Annotated in this window: 9 protein-coding genes and 1 pseudogene; 3 read left to right on the top strand and 7 right to left on the bottom strand. The window is 53.8% G+C overall.

Going from position 1 to position 17142, the window contains the following annotated elements:
• Positions 1 to 169: 169 nt before the first annotated feature.
• From Q0S71_RS18180 to Q0S71_RS18190, 3 genes are all read left to right on the top strand, one after another.
• On the top strand, positions 170 to 3124 hold the full coding sequence (locus Q0S71_RS18180; RefSeq protein WP_295998923.1) for a PAS domain-containing protein: 2955 nt from the start codon (positions 170 to 172) through the stop codon (positions 3122 to 3124).
• A gap of 946 nt (positions 3125 to 4070) precedes the next feature.
• Complete coding sequence (locus Q0S71_RS18185; RefSeq protein ID WP_295998926.1) at positions 4071 to 4286, top strand: hypothetical protein; 216 nt, start codon at positions 4071 to 4073, stop codon at positions 4284 to 4286.
• 710 nt (positions 4287 to 4996) lie between these two features.
• Positions 4997 to 5746: a hypothetical protein gene (locus tag Q0S71_RS18190; protein ID WP_295998929.1), complete on the top strand. Its 750-nt coding sequence runs from the start codon at positions 4997 to 4999 to the stop codon at positions 5744 to 5746.
• Between the two features lie 610 nt (positions 5747 to 6356).
• On the opposite strand, the gene Q0S71_RS18195 is transcribed toward Q0S71_RS18190, so the two are convergent.
• The 7 genes and pseudogenes from Q0S71_RS18195 to Q0S71_RS27445 all read right to left on the bottom strand — a co-directional run.
• Complete coding sequence (locus tag Q0S71_RS18195; RefSeq protein ID WP_295998932.1) at positions 6357 to 7304, bottom strand: zeta toxin family protein; 948 nt, start codon at positions 7302 to 7304, stop codon at positions 6357 to 6359.
• A 48-nt stretch (positions 7305 to 7352) separates the two neighbouring features.
• Positions 7353 to 7589, bottom strand: coding sequence for a hypothetical protein (locus tag Q0S71_RS18200; protein WP_295998935.1), 237 nt, complete (start codon positions 7587 to 7589; stop codon positions 7353 to 7355).
• A 75-nt stretch (positions 7590 to 7664) separates the two neighbouring features.
• Positions 7665 to 8792 carry a HAMP domain-containing sensor histidine kinase gene (locus tag Q0S71_RS18205; protein ID WP_295998937.1) on the bottom strand — a complete coding sequence of 376 codons (1128 nt, stop codon included), beginning with the start codon at positions 8790 to 8792 and terminating at the stop codon, positions 7665 to 7667.
• Between the two features lie 263 nt (positions 8793 to 9055).
• Complete coding sequence (locus tag Q0S71_RS18210; protein ID WP_295998939.1) at positions 9056 to 10735, bottom strand: ATP-binding protein; 1680 nt, start codon at positions 10733 to 10735, stop codon at positions 9056 to 9058.
• A 5-nt stretch (positions 10736 to 10740) separates the two neighbouring features.
• On the bottom strand, positions 10741 to 11913 hold the full coding sequence (locus tag Q0S71_RS18215; protein WP_295998942.1) for an FIST N-terminal domain-containing protein: 1173 nt from the start codon (positions 11911 to 11913) through the stop codon (positions 10741 to 10743).
• Positions 11914 to 12390: 477 nt separating this feature from the next.
• On the bottom strand, positions 12391 to 16881 hold the full coding sequence (locus Q0S71_RS18220; RefSeq protein WP_295998944.1) for a zincin-like metallopeptidase domain-containing protein: 4491 nt from the start codon (positions 16879 to 16881) through the stop codon (positions 12391 to 12393).
• 55 nt (positions 16882 to 16936) lie between these two features.
• A pseudogene (locus tag Q0S71_RS27445) lies at positions 16937 to 17059 on the bottom strand (conjugal transfer protein TraD); the annotation flags it as partial.
• Between the last annotated feature and the right edge of the window lie 83 nt (positions 17060 to 17142).

The following is a 17142-nucleotide window of genomic DNA, read 5'->3' on the forward strand; positions in this document are numbered from 1 at the left end:
GAAAAATCGCAAATGTCGCATTTATGCGCCAACTAGCTTGCACAATTCCGATTTCCGACAGTGGAAATCGTGGTGAGGCGGGTGGCAACTGAGATGGGACCAATTAACCCAAGAGTTGCAAGCTACCTTATACTATGCACAACTCCAATTTTCATCAGCCAGCCCACTTATGAAAGCAAATTCTAATCCTCCCAATAACAACAAGGAAGCTAGCCAGCTGACTTTTAATGCGTTAGACAGTACTCAATTATCAAACGTCGAGGGCAATGAACAGAATCTGAACCAATCCCGCGACGTAAACGGTAATTTTGAAACTGATAAAAAGTCTTTTGAATCATTAATTGCGAATACTATTAGTCAAATAGGACCCACAATCTTAGCAGATTCTGCGAAACTCCAACGAGCTTATGAAACCGTTCTAACCAACACATCTGACTTGGTTTATGTTTTTGGTCTTGACCATCGCGTCATTTACGCCAATGATACTTTGCTTAGTATGTGGGGACTTAATCTTGAAAGCTCGATTGGGAAAACCTTGTTAGAAATTGGTTACACACCTGCGCATGCCACGATGCATAGTAAGGAATTTGATTTAATAGTGACAACTCAAAAGCCAATTAGAGGAGAGGTATCATTTAATGGCGCAAACGGCTACCGGAGATATGATTATATTTTTGTTCCAGTTATTGGTGAAAACGGTGAAGTAGAAGCAATCGCAGGCACCGCGCGTGACGTAAGTGAACGGATGAAAATAGTAGAGCAGTTACGCGAAGGTCAAGAACAATTGGACTTTGCCCTTTCTGCAGCCAAGCTTGGACATTGGGCACTTGATCTTATAGATAACACGTCAATTCGCACCGCACGTCATGATGAAATTTTCGGTTATGATCCGCAACTTACTGAGTGGACATACGAAATGTTTATTGAACATGTTGTTCCGACGGATCGATTAAAAGTTGACGCCGATTTTCACTTAGCATTGAATTTCGGATTGCCTTGGAGCGTCGAATGCAAAATTCTTCGCGCTGACGGCGCGCTCCGATATATATGGAGTAAAGGTGTTGTCAAAAATAATTTCGACGGAAAACCTATTCGTATGGTCGGCATTATCGGTGACGTTACGGAGAGGCGACATGCAGAAGAATTACAGGCTTTCCAAATGAGGCTATCAGAAACATTACGCCCATTATCAAGGGCTATCGATGTACAGGCTGAAGCAAGTAGAGTGCTTGGTGAGCAATTAGGTGCTAATCGAGTTGTCTATTTTGAAATTATGGGTGATGAATACATTATTGAACGTGACTTTACTGCAGGTGTACAGCCGCTTGCAGGTAAATATCCAGTAGATTCATTTGGGCCAATGCTTCTTGAATCATTGCTTAAGGGAATTACAGTCGTAGAATCGGATGCGACTAATGAAATTAATCGCTCTCAATACGAAAAAGATGCTTTTAAAACTATTCAAGTGCGGGCCCACGTTGACGTGCCACTCGTGAAAAATGGACAATTTGTGGCAGGTATGACTGTCCATATTTCTGAGCGACGAGATTGGTTTGCTCACGAAATTGTTTTGATCCAAGAAACAGCTGAGCGGACTTGGGCGGCACTAGAAAAAGTGCGTGCCGAAGCTGCTTTGAAGATAAGTGAAGAACGGTTGTCAATGGTTCGCAATAGCAGTGGTGTTGGGTTCTGGTATTGCGACTTGCCTTTTAATATACTTGAATGGGATGAAGTGGTAAAAAAACACTTTCATCTGTCACCCCACGCGGTTGTTACAATTCAGAATTTTTACGAACTTCTTCATCCTGATGATCGTGAAATTACTCGCCAAGCCATTGAACGAAGTATCGTTGAGCGGGCGTCCTATGATGTAATTTATCGTACGATCAATCCAAGTTTTGGGGCTGTAAAATGGATAAGGGCTATTGGTCATGCATTTTACACGGTAGATGGAGTTCCGATTCGTTTTGATGGTGTTACTATTGATGTAAGCGAACAGAAGAAGGCCGAAGAAATATTACGAGATGCAAGCCGTGAGAAAGATAATTTTATAGCAATACTTGCTCATGAGCTTAGAAATCCGTTAGCGCCATTAAAAAGTGGCGTGCAGTTAATAAAGAGTGTTGATTCAAATCAAGTAATTGCCCAAGCATGTTCAATTATGGAACGACAGCTCATTCAGATGACCCGGCTAGTTGATGATTTGCTTGATATTAGCAGAGTGAATACGAATAAGCTTCAATTGCATAACGAAAGAATTCAGTTGAATGAAGTCATTTCGTCAGCGATAGAAATAAGCCGCCACATAATTGCGGAAAAAGGCCAAACGCTATCTATTGAACTATCAGACGATTCAATTTACTTAGATGGTGATAGCGTTCGGCTATCCCAAGTTTTAGCGAATTTACTAAACAATTCGGCAAAATATACACATGACGGCGGCCATATAAGTTTATCTGTATGTCATGATAGTGCATCAGTTACAATAAGTATTGTTGATAACGGAATTGGAATTCCTGAGAACATGCTCAATGATATTTTCACAATGTTCACTCAGGTTGACAGAACATTGGAAAAAACAACTGGAGGCTTAGGGCTGGGATTGTCGCTAGCAAAAAGTTTAGTTAATTTGCATGGCGGAACTATTAATGCATTCAGTGAAGGTGAAGGGCTTGGCAGTAAATTCATAATTAATTTACCAGTTTCTACTACTAATTTAGTGGATATGCATAGTGTTGATTCTATATTTACTACGCCAATTCTCGAATTTCGGATACTTGTCATTGATGATAACGAAGATGCTGCGGAATTATTAGCTCTACTTCTTCAGTTTAAGGGTAATGAAGTTCGCACAGCTTACGATGGGGAATCTGGAATTGTAATAGGATCAAAGTTTAAGCCTGATGTTGTTATATGCGACATTGGCATGCCTAAAATGAATGGTTTTGATACTGCTCGCTTTATACGAAATGTAGAATGGGGCGAAAATGCTATACTTGTAGCTCTAACAGGGTGGGGCCAAGAGAAAGATATGCAAAAAAGTGTGGATGCAGGATTTAATTATCATTTGGTTAAACCTGTTGATATTGACGCATTGATGTTATTGCTCCAAAAAGCGAAATGAAACTTATTAATAATTTTCTTTTATGCTTAATAGATAGTACTATTTTGGTTTGATATTTTCGATTTTATCTGCTGATAAATTAGCTGCTGTTTGTTGACGGCCTTGCAGTAGTCGTGCAAATCGTGCAGCAGAAGAAATTTGTACATCAGGATACGCAATCGTTGATCGTGCCTACTAAGGGCGGCTGCCCAATTAACTTATCTCCAGCTGATGAGAGTTCCAAGGAATAAGCATCGTCAGCTTTGGGTCGAAGCGCCCTGTCATCCGGGTTGGCGCAGCACAGCTCGACTTGACCATTGAAGACCGCTTCGTACAGCCTAAACGCGCATTGGTTTGTTGACGGTTCCATAGTTGTAGCGGCTCTCGTTTGAAACTGCCCGTGCTCGCATTCGATGCCAGTTTCGGCTCGAATTAACTGCAAATGGCGGAGGGCTCGTGCTCACGCTAACTGCAAATGAGCTTGCAATGGGTATCGTCTCGTTGGGGTCTAGACGACCGGGCTACCCTGTCTCGAATGTGCTACATCAACCCATGCGAGACGCGAAAAACGTCTCAATGTCAGCGCTGCGCATGGGTGTACCTCTAAGGTACAATCTGAGCCCACAGCAGGCAGCTTTCGGCCAGCAGCAGCCGTTAGCTTTAGCAACCTGCATTTCAAATTAGCTCGACCTGCATTTGACGCAGATTTCGACTGACAATAACTGCGACTGACGGGGCGCGCGAACCAGCATTAGCTGCAAGTCAGCCTGCATTTAACGGGGCCGACCTGCATTCCATCGCGTCGAACCAGGAATACTTGCATGTAGTCCTGTCCGCGTATTTCGGCGAACGTAAGCGCCGCGTTCATTCTGTTAGCTAAGCCTATCGGCGATTTTTATTGTGCGTCCCCTTGTGTCTTCGGTTTTTCATGACCATGTTATGTTTTCAATACTTTCGAAGGAAAAAAATGATCTACGACATGGAAGCGTTGCCGCTTATGGAAGAATGGAAAGCGGCCAGGTTGGTGGAAAACACAGCGGTGGAAAACCTTCTTTCCGCTATGAAAGGCGGCGTCCGGGAGAATGCGATTCTCTTGGAGCTGACGAAGCGAATGGAAGATACGCACAACGCTGCCATGGACATTTACGACCGGCTCCAGGCGTTCCGACTGGATCAGGTCTGACCAAGTGCGCCGCGATCACACCTAGTCAACTCTGACACAAGTGCAGAAAACTAGGGTTTTCAGGAAAGCCCCAAGGCACGTGCTAGTCATCACGACCGCGCCCGGTATCGTGCGTCCAAGAACCCGGTGCATAAATCTTCGTCCACCAATTGCGGAACAGAACGGCTTTATGGGCGGCCGGTCAGTTGCAGTTATTGCTGGTCGACACCGATGGAATGCAGGTCGGTCCCGTCAAATGCAGGCTGACTTGCAGCTAATGCTGGTTCGAGCGCCCCATCAGTTGCAGTTAATCTTGGTCGAAAAACGCGTCAAATGCTGGTCGGCCCGTTTTCAAACGCAGGTCGCTACAGTTAGCGAAAACGGTATGAAAAATAAAATACCAAGAATTCGAGGGAGAACTTTATTGACTGTGCGTGTGGCTGCGGGGAGACGCCCGTTAAAGGTCACTTTCTTCCAGTGCACGACCAACGACTTAGAGCTGACCTTGAACGACGAGTTGGAGAGCTGTTACATCTTAGAAAGTTGGTTGAGGCTGCTGAGTATTTCGTCGCCGGAGACCTCGGAGGTTCTTAGTTCAATGGTATGGTCAGGGAACTACTGCATAACAAAGAAGCAGGCCATTGACGGTGGCGGTCAATGGCCTGGGGCGTACAGTTAGGCCGAGAAGAAAGTGAATGCGCTTAATCAGAGCCAATCGTTAGGGGCTTGTTATGATTTATTATATTGTTGTTTTATTTGCACTAATTTCAAATGATGCTTTTGCAGCAAAAACACTTGAAATTATGGCGGAAGATGCCGCTGCACCTTGGTCCAATGCCGATGGCTCGGGATACGCGAACGAAATAGTGTTGGCATCGTTTTCAGCCGTGCATACTGAAGTGAAGTTGCTCGTCGTTCCGTACGCCCGTTGCAAAAAATATGTGATGGCAGGATCGGTGGCGGGTTGCTTAAGTATGGCAGATGCACCGGAACTCCACGACAAAGTTTGGTTCGCCGATTTGCCGTTATATCAAGCATATCCTCGTATTTACTTCAATCCGAAGCATCCCATAATAGCCAAATCGGTAGATGCTCTTCCAACGAACATACGGATAGGTATCGTGAATGGCTACGAATACCCGCTTGCGCTCACTGAAAAGGTTCCGCGTGGAACTTCGTTTGTTGAGGCGCGGTCAGAACTGACGAATATAAAGAAGTTGGCCATGGGCCGCATAGACGTTGCAGTAATCATGATGGACGATATGAAAACAGAAAACATGTTGGTTAAAGCTGCGGGTGTTCAGAATATCGCTTTCGCTTTTCAAATGCCGCCGGAAGGGTCTTTTATTGGATTTAGTAAAAAACATCCAGAAGGAGATAGTGCACGTTTACTCTTCAATCGTGGATATCGCATTATTATGAGCAATGGCGTAAAGTTGGCCATAGACCGTAAATGGCATTTGCAATCAGTCAAACGGTAATATTTTTTCGTCATTAAATTTCTAAAAATAGAACTATGGTTTATGATAGGGAAAACTTTGACCTTTACTGACTAAAAGGTTAGTAAAGAAATTTTAAAAATAAAATTATTTACAATTAGACAACATTCCACTAGGATCCGACAAGCGGTATTATTATTGGAGAGTTAATAAATGAGTTTAGACCAAAAATTTCTTACTGCAAAGCTTGCTGCACCCGACTTAAAAGTCGATAGTTTGCTTGCTATATTGAAGGAGCTGTTAGAATCCGGCATGAATGAGCTGAACTGAATACTTCCCGATGGTGATGTTATCAACTCCAATGTGCTTATTACGCAACCGGATGTGCCAGTGCATTTGCTTTTTAGCCGAATTGGTCCTGACGCACAACCAAGAAAGCTTTTAGGAAAGTGCCCCGCCTGCGGCTATGGCGACGCATATGTTCGAGTTGTTTGTCCAGTGCGTTTCTCTCCCCTGGCAAGCGCATCTAAGCGGCCTGTCATCCAGGTAGAACCCTCCAAAAGTCGCGCGTAGGCTTAGCGTGCTATTTTTTCCGTTTTCCCTCCTCTCCCCTAAACCGGTTTTACGTTCCATTGCACCTGGATTTCCACATTCACGGCAGGGGGTGGCGTTCAACTTTTGGGGCATTCGCCTGAGAATAGCGGATCGTCAGGTCTTCCTTGTGCGCGTACTTAGGCGGCTCGTTGTCGATTCCCTTCTGTCCGGGATCGAGCATGAGGCGGTCGTGAATAATCGCCTGGTTGGTCGCCTCATCGAGCTGGGCCAGGTAGTAGGTTGTCTTGAACAGGACTGCGCCCTTATAGGTGCCGTGCAGTTCGTCTGTATCGCCCAAGGCATGGCCTTTGTTGTCGATCATCGCTATCAACTGATCCAGTTCGCGCTCCCGCTGCTGTAGGGGATAGACTAGGCTTTTCAGGACCCACTCCTTGGCATCCGGGGAGATCATGAATTGCTGGTCACGCTCGATGACGGCCTGCAGCGCCGGCTTCTGGAAGTCTGCCGAGTTGTCGTAGATATAGACCGCATCGGCAATCTCGGCGGCCCTGGGCAGGAGGGCCAGGGTGCGGTGATAGCGCTCACGCACCTTATCGGGCGGGACGTAATGGCCGGTGGTCGTACCGGTCTCGTAGCGCATGGTGACACGGGCGACATTTTTTTCCGGATCGTCGGTGGTGATGAATGTGAGGAACAGCTTGTATTCCTGCTCCTTGAGCATCAGCATTTCATTGATTCGTGAAGGATGCGACATGACGGTCTCGAAAGCGAACGGCAGGTGGTTCTCGATGGCCTCGGCCCTCATCGACACGGCCGCCCTGGCCGCAGCGAGGTCGCGGGCGTCCTGGTCGGCGAACTCGCCTTTCAGGTCCTTCGCAACCTGGTCGGGATTGATGAAGAGGGTGGGAACGGGGTAGACACCCTGGACGGTTGCCAAGCCTGTTTCCTTGATGTCGTCAATCAGGGAAGTCTTACCGGAACCGTTCGGGCCGGCAAATACCACTACATGAAGGTCGAGTTTGGCTTGTTTTTTTTCGTCGGACATATAAAAAAACGCGGGCTTAGCCGCGTTTACAAGTAGTGGAAGAGAGAATTATTTGGCAGTGGCAAGGCGCTTGCCAGCGAAGCTGGCGAGATCGAATGTCGTGGCCTTGGACGCATCGCGTTTCGGTCCGTGTTCCTGGGCCAGAATTTTGACTCTGGCAAGAGACTTCTCCATGTTCCCGGTTAGCGCGTCGTCCCACTCCTTGACGGTGGCTCCGAGAAAAGGTGCATCTCCCCTCAAGACCGTGGGGGAGCTAAATCGTTTGGAGCCGCGTTTCAGTTTCATAGTGATTTCCTTCACAACTGAGTTGTTACACTCATTATAGACCGCTTCCAGTTGACGGACAGGGTCATCGAACCCTTAGCGTGGTGTGAACTGTATGTGGACAGGATGCTGTGGAGGGCGGCGCGGCAACGTGACTACGAACGCGGTGCCTGTTAGTTCGTTTGACGTGACCTTTACCGAGCCTCCATGAGCACGAACGATTTCTCGCACTATGAACAAACCGATGCCAAGGTTGTTCCCATGCACTGTATCGGTATGACCCGCAATCCGCACAAGCGGCTCGAAAATCGTATTCAGTTTTTCTGGCGGGATCGCTTTACCGAAATTCTCAATGCGCAGTATTACGGAAAACTCGTCCGAGGAAATTCGTAGAATCACTGGATGATCTTTGCTCCCGTACTGCACCGCATTGCTCAATAGATTCGAAAGCACCTGGGCAAGACGATTGTCGTCCCATTGCCCATCGCAGTCGCCGCTCGCAACTAGTTCAAAAGTAATCTCCGGGTGCGCCATTTGCTGCTCGGATAAGGCGCTCTGTACCAGGTCAGCTAAGTTAACGTACTTATGTATTACAGGCAAACCAGTACCCAAGTTTGCTTTTGTATAGTCGAGAAGATCATTGACGAGACTGTTCATCCGTTGACCTGCATTGTGAATTCGTGTTGCCGCGGAAGAGTAGCGCGGATCCACTTCAGTTCCCTCCATGATGAAGCGTGCGGCCATAAGGGTAGTAGCCAAAGGATTTCGCAAGTCGTGTCCCAAGATTGCTAAAAAAAGGTGTTGGGACTTGGAGACTATTTCCGCATAGCGACCGACCGATTCAGCAACCGCCTGATCAATGGCCTCGTTAAAACGCATCACATCCATCGCATCCGTCGTTAGCTGGACCCCGTCGTCCTCCAACCAAAGCCGCAAGACACTAGCTCGCAGGGCGCGATACTCGGAGACCAGTTGTTCAATATTGAAACCAGAAAAAAGGCGAGCTTGCGCATGCGTCTCGGCGGAGCTTTCCTCCGGAAGGACCCTTCCAGTGCCGTATGACTTCAGTTGCTGTGCTACGTCAGTCTGGGAGTTGTCCAGATCTAAGACAATCGCCTCCAACATGAGTTTTGCGTGATTGCGCAGCGCTACCTTATCCATTGTCAAAGCTGGCGGCACCACGGTAGCGGCGAACATTTCCCACTGGGCAAGAATCTCTTCCATGTGGTTTGTTATGAAGTGGCTAAGTCGCATAGAAGTCGCTGGTGCGCATGATTGAAAGGTCCAGGTGAAATTGTCTCCTCATTCTATACGACATCCGATTCCGTCAATTTAATCACTGCGGAAAAAGAATGATTTACTCAGGGGTGGGAAGCATTGTTCCTCGTACCGTTGATAACGTTCGGATTGGGAACTGGCTCGGCCGCGCAAGCTCACGTACAGCGTGCTATTCAAGCGACTAGTTCGACCAGAAGCGGATTGTCACCTCAAATCTTAGTCGTTGCGGAAAGCGAACGGATCAGCTGCATGAGCTCCATTGGATTTGCTGGCTTGGTCAAGTGATATTGGAAGCCGGCCTTGAGAGACGAGGCGCGGTCTTCCGGGCGCCCGTAGCCGGTGAGGGCTATGTATGTGCAGTTGCCGCTCGTATGTCGAGCGCGCAGCTGGCGCGCCAGGTCGCGGCCGTCCATGTCAGGCAGGCCAAGGTCGATCAGCATGACTCGGGGCGGGTGAGCAACCGCCATCGTCAATGCAGAGGCTGCGTTGAAGGCAACCCGCACGTGGTGGCCATGTCCTTCGAGGAACAAGGCAAGCGTATTGGCCGCGTCTTCATTGTCGTCTACCACGATGACGTCCAGCGCCTTCATGCCCGCCGCTTCGTTGCTGGGGCGGTCCGAGGCTTCGAGTGTGCCAGGCCGCGCTAGCGGCAAGACAACTTCGAACTCACTGCCCAAGCCGGGGCCCATGCTACGCGCTTGGACAGCGCCGCCGTGGCGCTCAACTAAACTGCGTACCAGAGCAAGGCCAAGCCCAAGGCCGCCCTGCGAGCGGTCTGACGACCGCTCGCCCTGAATGAACAGTTCGAACACGTGCGGCAGTAGCGCAGCGTCGATGCCAATGCCGTTGTCGCTCACAGCCAACACCATCATATCGTCCTGCAGGGCGAGCTTGATCTTTAATTCCCCACTTAGCGGAGTATACTTGGCCGCGTTGTTCAGTAGATTGGTCACTACTTGCACTAGCCTCGTGCCGTCGCCGAATACCAGGACCTCGACGCTGGGTAGATCAAAGGTCAGGCAGTGTTGGCGAGCGTTCATCAGTGGACGCGTTTGTTCCAGCGCCTGGTCAACAATAGCCCGCATATCGTGCACCTCCCGCGACAGCACTACCATCCCCCCCGTGACACGTGAGACATCGAGCAAGTCATCGAGCAGACGTGTCATATGAGAAACCTGTCGGTCGATGATTGCGCAGGTCTGGCTCAGGCGCGCCGGATCGACCGGGCCAAATTTCAGGATCTGCGCAGCCATATTGATGGGGGCAAGTGGGTTTCGGAGTTCATGGGCGAGCATAGCTAAAAATTCGTCCTTGCGGCGGTCAGCTTCACGCAGTTTGCTCTCGGCGGCGCGGCGTGATTCGAGCTCGCGCTCAGCCTGCCGAAAGGCCTCTTGAAGTTCGCGCCGGTTAACGTCGAGTGCCGCGTTCAGCGCGCTGGCTCTGCGGCTGTTCTCACGCGCAGCAGCGGCATGACCGTCCGCCGCAAAGGCGGTACGTTCCACCGTTAGCATGGCGCCAAGCAGCGGCAGTAGCGCGCCGACCTGACCACATAGGTCTGGATGCGGACGCTCTCCCAAAAAGACAATCGCCGCGAGCGCAGCAGCGTCCGTCATGCCGAAGACGCTAATTTCGGCGCCATTCGGAGAGTGCATGATGGCGCTCGCGAACCGCTCATGCTCGCATACCTTCAAAAAACTTTGCCAGCGGCCACCTTCATGCAGCGTTTGCGGCAGCCCGGCAGCCGGCAGGAACAGACCGATTTCCTTGTCCTTTCCAAACAAGAGAACCTGTTCGGCGCCGCTGAAGGCTGCGAGCGCAGCAGCGCCGCTGGCACGGTTTTTCGGTGCCTGCAGTTGTGTAAATATCTCGACCAACTCGAACGTTATCATTTACTTCATGCAGGGATGGCACAAACGATCGCAGTGCAATTGTGGAATCCTGAGAACTGCCCTTCAGCGCGTGCGATTTGTCCGTACGTATTACAGCCAGCAAAATTGTCAGAGCCAAGCGTATCGGCAACCGCCTTAAGCTCGTCGCCGAACGCCCGGCCCAGCCGAAGTCGAGTGGCGGCGCAGTCGAACAAGAGGGAGCCAGCGAGGGGCATACCCTGTAAGCCGTCGAGGGCAGCACGCGAAGCCTGGCTAGCGGCTTCGCATGCCGAATTGACGTTTGCTACCATCAGACGCACGGTCGAGCCGACCGGCACTGCGGCAGCGCATGAAACCGAACCATCGTTGCCTAGTGAGAGAGGAACGCGCAGCTTGAATCCATCGCCAGTGTCGATGCCGATGACGTTGTGAAGAAAGAAAGGGAGAGGGTCGTCACGCTTGAAAACCTGCCCGGTGCGCTCGGCATGGGCGGCAAATACGTCACCGGCCGGGATCGCGTTCAGGCTGATTATCTTGTTGCCATCGGCCTCAGTCACGCGGAGAGGTTCACCCGACGGCTCCCAGCCGTGACGGACACCCAGTCCGATAGGTCTCTTCGACAACATCTCCAGCACCACAACCGCATCGTCGTGGACACTGCTTCCCATGAATACGTGCGTCTGCTGAAAGCGGGCATCGTCAGCCGCGCCGCCGCCAAAGAGTTGGTAGGTCCCGCCAGTACGCACCGTTATTTCATGGATCATGTCGTCGGTGTAACCGGCCAAGGCATCGGTGAGTACCAGCGCGCAGCGATAGGGAAAGTCGTGGTGCTGCGCGCCAGTAAATACTGGCATGATCTGATCGAGCGCTGGAATAGGGCCAGCGGCAATGCCCTTGCCGAGCGCAGCGTTGAAAAGCATGTCCTCGGCCCGGATCGCCATGAGCGATACAGAAGCATTGCCATCTTTGCAGCCGGAAAATTCACCTGCTGAAGAGCAGCCAACCATAATGTCGGGCTTGCAGCCAGCCTCAATTGCCTGGAGGAGCGCTACGTAATCGAACTCCGGAGAGGCGAACACAATGAGTACGTTAGGACTCTGACCGCCGAGTTTTTCAACGACTTGTGCGGCGAGAAAACTTCCCGCCTCGCCTTCGTCGCGCAGCATGGTATGGCTGACAGCCACCTGATTAATCGCCATTATTGTTCCTATTTACGTTGCTTGTTGACGTCGATCGATAAATGATAACCCCGTACAATAATTCAAGGTGCATGATTGGGCAACTAGATGTCGTGTGGCATTCTTTTCAACGCCCGCATTGGAGCGAAAGCTGCCTGTCAATGCAAGCATTTCATTTGCAGTTAGCGTGAGCATGCTGCCGTCGAATGCGAGCTGACGTCGATTGCAAGCACGTTTGCAGGTAGCGTGAGCACGACCCTACGGTCATTTGCAGTTAATTTGAGCCGTAAAACTCGTCGAATGCGAGCATGGCCGTTTTCAAACGCGAGCCGCTACATTTACCTGTATTGGGACAATAGTGATGATGAACTTTGGCGGGTCAGCCGTCCCTCCTGCTCAGGATTGACCTGTATACAGTTAATCGTCAACGAAATTTAGCGGCTAAATATTGTTCATGTGGATGAGCCGAGCGGGCCGAAGCGACCGCCCGGCGATTGATTACGCGACTTTCGCGGCCCGGCGACGCTTCGACGCCTCGACCTGCTGCGCCATTTTCTCCTTCTCTGCCTCGACGGTGGCACTACGATCATGCTCCTGCTGCTCGGACTGAGCCTGCGCCGCCTGGTGCTTCTCGATGACGGATTCGACCAGGGACCGTACTTGGCGGTCGATTCCTTCGGTGCCGAGCGCGCTCTTGTTCGCTAGGTCGTTGAAATCCGTGAACTGCTTCATCTGCGCCAGCGCCGCCGTCTGCTCGTCGCTCAGGGCCTTGCCGGTGCGCTGGTGTTCGCGGTACTTGTCAGGGGTCACTGGTTCCAGATTGGCCGGATAGCTGTTCTCGCCCGGCGCAAAGATCGGCATCAGCAGCTTCCCGCCGACCAGCTTTGCGGCTTCCTCGGCCTTGGTCCGGCCGGGGTTGGCGCCCTGGGTCACTTCCAGGTGCCGGTCGTCGTCGCCAGCGATCACGACCGGCTTGTCCGGGAACTTCTGGTGCAGCGCCTGTGCCACGGCCGCCAGGTTGCCCGAGTCGAACGCCGACACCGTGGCGAAACCGAGCGACTGTTTCAGGCTAGCGGCGGTCGCGTAGCCCTCGCCGATGACGATGGCCGGCGCCTTCGCCAGCTCGGCCATGCCGCCGACGACATGGAAGCAACCTTCCTTCTTGCTGTCCTTGGCGAAGCGCTTTGTGCCGTCTTCCTTGATGTACTGCGTCGTCCAGTGCTTGCCATCCACGTCGGTCGCCGGCACGTAGGTCTTTTTGCCGTCCTTGTCGGTCAGCGCGCCGGCATGCGGCTCGATGCCCTTGGCCTGCATGTACGGCGTGGCCGTCGCCACCGGGACCAGCTTGCCCAGCTCCTTGCCGACGCGCTTGGCGGCCTGCTCCTGCTGCTTGGACAGCTCGGCTTCGCGCCGCTGCAGCTTCTCGGCCGCCTCCGCCGCCAGTAGGGCCTTTTGCTCGGGATCGAGCGTGTAGCCTTTGGCCTTCCAGGTGAGGTCGACGCCGGTCCGGTTGTTCTTCATGTAGCCGGCCGGATGCCCGTCTATGTGGCCGACATAGAAGCCGGACCCGGATTTCTCGCTGAACTTCTCGCCCTCGACGCTGATGCGGTGCTTCTCTCCGTCCATGATCGGATGGTCGCTGCCGGCAGAGACCACGCAACCGATCGACTTCAGCGCGTCGGCGAATTCCTCCCTTGGCGTCATCGCCGGACCCTGCTGTGCCGGCACGTTTTCCGGCTTCCACTTGTCCAGCTTCGCCAGGTCGGCCTTCGGCCCGGCGTACCACGACTTGGCCGCCTTGTCCCATTCGGCGCCGGCCGCCTTCGCCGCGGTGCGTTCGCTGTAAGGCACGGCGAGGTATGCACGCCCCTCCAAGGCCTTCGCGGCGGCCGGCTTGTCAGCAGCCGTCGCGGGCGCCTGCGCTTCGCCTGGGGTCGCTTGGCCCGGCTGCTGCGCCCATTTGGCGAATGGGGCCGGATCGACATTCTGCGGCACGTACCAGTACTGTTCCTTGCGGTCCCATTTCGCGCCCAGCGCCTTCGCTTCCTCTTTCTCCTTGTACGGCACGGTGATCAGGTTTTTCGGGGCATCCTGGCGCGCATCGGCCGGCGCCGCCTGCTGGCTGCGCTGACGCTCCTCGAATTCGATCCTGCGCTGCAGGTCAGCGTCGTTGGTCGTCGCCGCGAACTCGGCGTTCTTGCGGGCGTCTTTAGCCGCTGAAATATCCTCGTCGGTGCTGTCGGGGCTGCGGCGAACACGTTCCTCATTGACGCGGGCCAGCTTGGCCGCCTTTTCATGCTCGTAGATGGTGGACCGGGCGTCGATCACGGCCAGGCGCTCGGCCAGCTCGTCGGCCTGCAGCTCGGTCGGCCGGTCGGCCAGGTGCTCGTGCGTGCCGTCGCCGAGCTGGGCATAGACGCCCCACGACTCGGGTGCCGTGCCTTTCGACAATGCCGAGGTCACGACCAACTTGCCGTTAATTTCCTCGGTCACGTTGCCCTGGACCTGCACGCGGCCGTTCCAATCATGCGGCAGGGTGAATCCAAGCACGTCCTGGGCTTCGCGGTCAAAAGCTTCGTTGCCACCGGCACGCTCCCGTCCGAACGCCTGGCCGGTGACAAGATTAAGCCTGGCCTCCGCAACGCGGGCATCGGCCTGGCACGACTCCACCAGCTCGTGTGCCGCGTCGATCTTCTCCTGCAATGGAGCCACATCCTGAGGCAGCTCATGCCGCTGCCAGAATGGGTTTTGCGTATCCAGCGGCTCCATCGTGGCCAGCATCTCCTGCATGCGATTGATCTGCGCCAGACTGGCGTTGTCCAAGGCGCGCGTGAGGGTGTCCTGCTCGATCCGGGCGAGCGTCCACGCCTCGGCGCGCTCCTCGACCGTCTTTTCCGCAACTGCCTGCTGTGGCACCGTCATGTCAGCCTCCATCGTCTGCTCTTGGAGCGGCATCATAAGCTGTTCGGCCTTAATGGCGAACTCCTGGGCAAGTCCCTTGCGCTCAAGATAGGCATTGTCCACACCGGTTTTTCCTGGTTCCATACCAAACACAAGCGAAAGCCGGTCCTCTGCTTTTTCGTAGAACTGCGCCGGATCGCTGCCGGTGACATTGCCGATGGTCGTCAGCCCACGACTGCGCAACGCCTCTTCCAACGTCGCTCCTTGGTAGGCCTCGAAGTGGCTGAACGACACGCTAGAATCGTCCAGAACCGCGCCAATGTCCACCGCCAAGGCCTGCCCCCTGGCCGTCTCGGCCTCGGCGCCTTTCAGGGTGCTGGCCGCTAGCACCGTGAAGGACCGTTCGCCAGACTCTTGGCCCACATACCAGAACGCGCCTTCGTTCTTCACCACGCCTTGCCAGTCGGCTGGCATCTGGTCGGCTGTATTCCAGTCGCGCAGCATACCGTTGGTATCCAAAAACGCGGCCGGGTGCTCGTTGGCCGCCACCACTGGCGAGGTCGCAAGTTCTTGGACCTGCGCCTGTTCCAGGCCCAAAACGTAGGTCTGGATCTTCTCGGCGTCGGCGGCGGCCCGGAAAATTTCGAGCGGATCGTCTTCCAGGGCCTTAATCCAGGAGCCTACGTACGCGGCGTGCTGCTCGGGATCGTGGCCGATCCCAAGCTCGTCGCCGAGGATCATGCTGGCGATTTCGGCGCGCAGTTCCTCCTTGGCATAGCCCTCGCTGCCGAAGGGATGCACCAGGTCGCGGTCCAGCCGCGTGCCGTGGCCGGTCCAGTGGCCCAGCTCGTGCAGCGCCGTCGCGTAGTAATTGTCCGCTGTCGGGAACTGGTCCTTCTCGGGAAGGTGGATGCTGTCGCTCGATGGACGGTAGAAAGCGCGGTCGTGCTCGCCATGACGGATCGTCGCACCCGAAGCCTGCAGAATTTGCTCGGCGCGCTCCACGGCGTTCCAGGCATGCTCCTGGCGTGGCTGCTGCGGCGCCAGGCCGTCGATCTGCTCGGCATTGAACACGGTGGCGAAGAACACCCTCGGCCGCTCAAGCTTGACGGTCTCCTTGACCGGCTCGCCCCTGCTGTCGAGGATCGGCTTGCCGGCCGCGTCCGTCTTGTTCTGATCCTCGCTGAATTTCCAGTACTGGATCGGCGTGCCTTTCTCGCCCTTGCGCACCTGGGCATCGACGGCCGCCGCCTGCTTGTACGTCATCCAGCGCTGGTCCTCGCGGCCCTCGCTCATGAGCTGCAGAGCGTTGATGCCCTTGTAGCGCTTGCCGGTCGTCGGATTGACCGGCATGTTGGCGCCGGCCTCGCCAGGCTCCCACGGCTTCTGCCACGGCGCGGTGCCTTGCTTTAGCTGCTCGATCAGCTTTTCCGCGACGGTTTCGTGAAACGGCTTCTTTTCGTTTTCCATGTTGTCACCTCTTCGCATTTCGTAATCGGCCCACGGATGCTCCTGCGGCTCGCGTGTCTGGTCACGCATCCCTTGCGCCACCATGGACGTGATGTTGCTCAGGTCCCGTTCGGTCATTGGCCTGGTGCGTTCCACGCAGACCTCTCTGTACGACTTTTCTGCTTCAATCGGATCGACTGGCCTGTCCGGTCGGATCGCCTCGCATGTGAAGGCGAAAACTTCTTCGGCCCGGATGCGCTCTGGGCGGTCCTCGTACAGTCGATCAATCTTTCGCCAGAGACCACGCAAGACAGGCTGGTCGCGGGCCTCGACAATGGCCGTTAGGACTCCGGCTTTTTCGTCGGCGGTAAAGGTGTTGATTCCGAAGTGTCCGAGGACTTCGTGTCTAAGAGTTCCTTTAAACTCGTCCGTGTCACGAAAGTTGGAAGCGGCGAAGTCCGCTTGTCGCTGTTCGGGACAAAACGCACCGAGGATGGTGCCGGCTTTTTCTTTGGTGTTTTCGGGTCCATACAATTCCTCCTGGGTATTACGAATCTTGAAAGCGACGTGCGCCGCGACGGGGTAGATCGAGCAGAATTCAAGGACCATTTCCTTGCACTGCTCGATTGACAAGGCCATCCGATTACTCCTTGGCCGGCGCGGCCGGCGCCTGGAAGTGCAGCGTGTCATGCGAGCTGGCGAGGGCATCGGCTTCGCTCAGCGCGTCCTCCTGGAACGCGCCGGCCGCCTCGGCCTCGGCCGGATCGAATTCGGCCTGGTAGCCTGGCGTCAGGGCGTCCTGCAGCTTCTCGATGACGGGGCCGCTGCTGGCGTCGCCGGGCGCGGCCGTCTCCAGCAGCGCGGCGCTCTTGCCGGCCTCAGGGTTGAAGGGGATGATGG

This window comes from Rugamonas sp. (genome assembly GCF_025354735.1).
GTDB lineage: Bacteria > Pseudomonadota > Gammaproteobacteria > Burkholderiales > Burkholderiaceae_D > Rugamonas.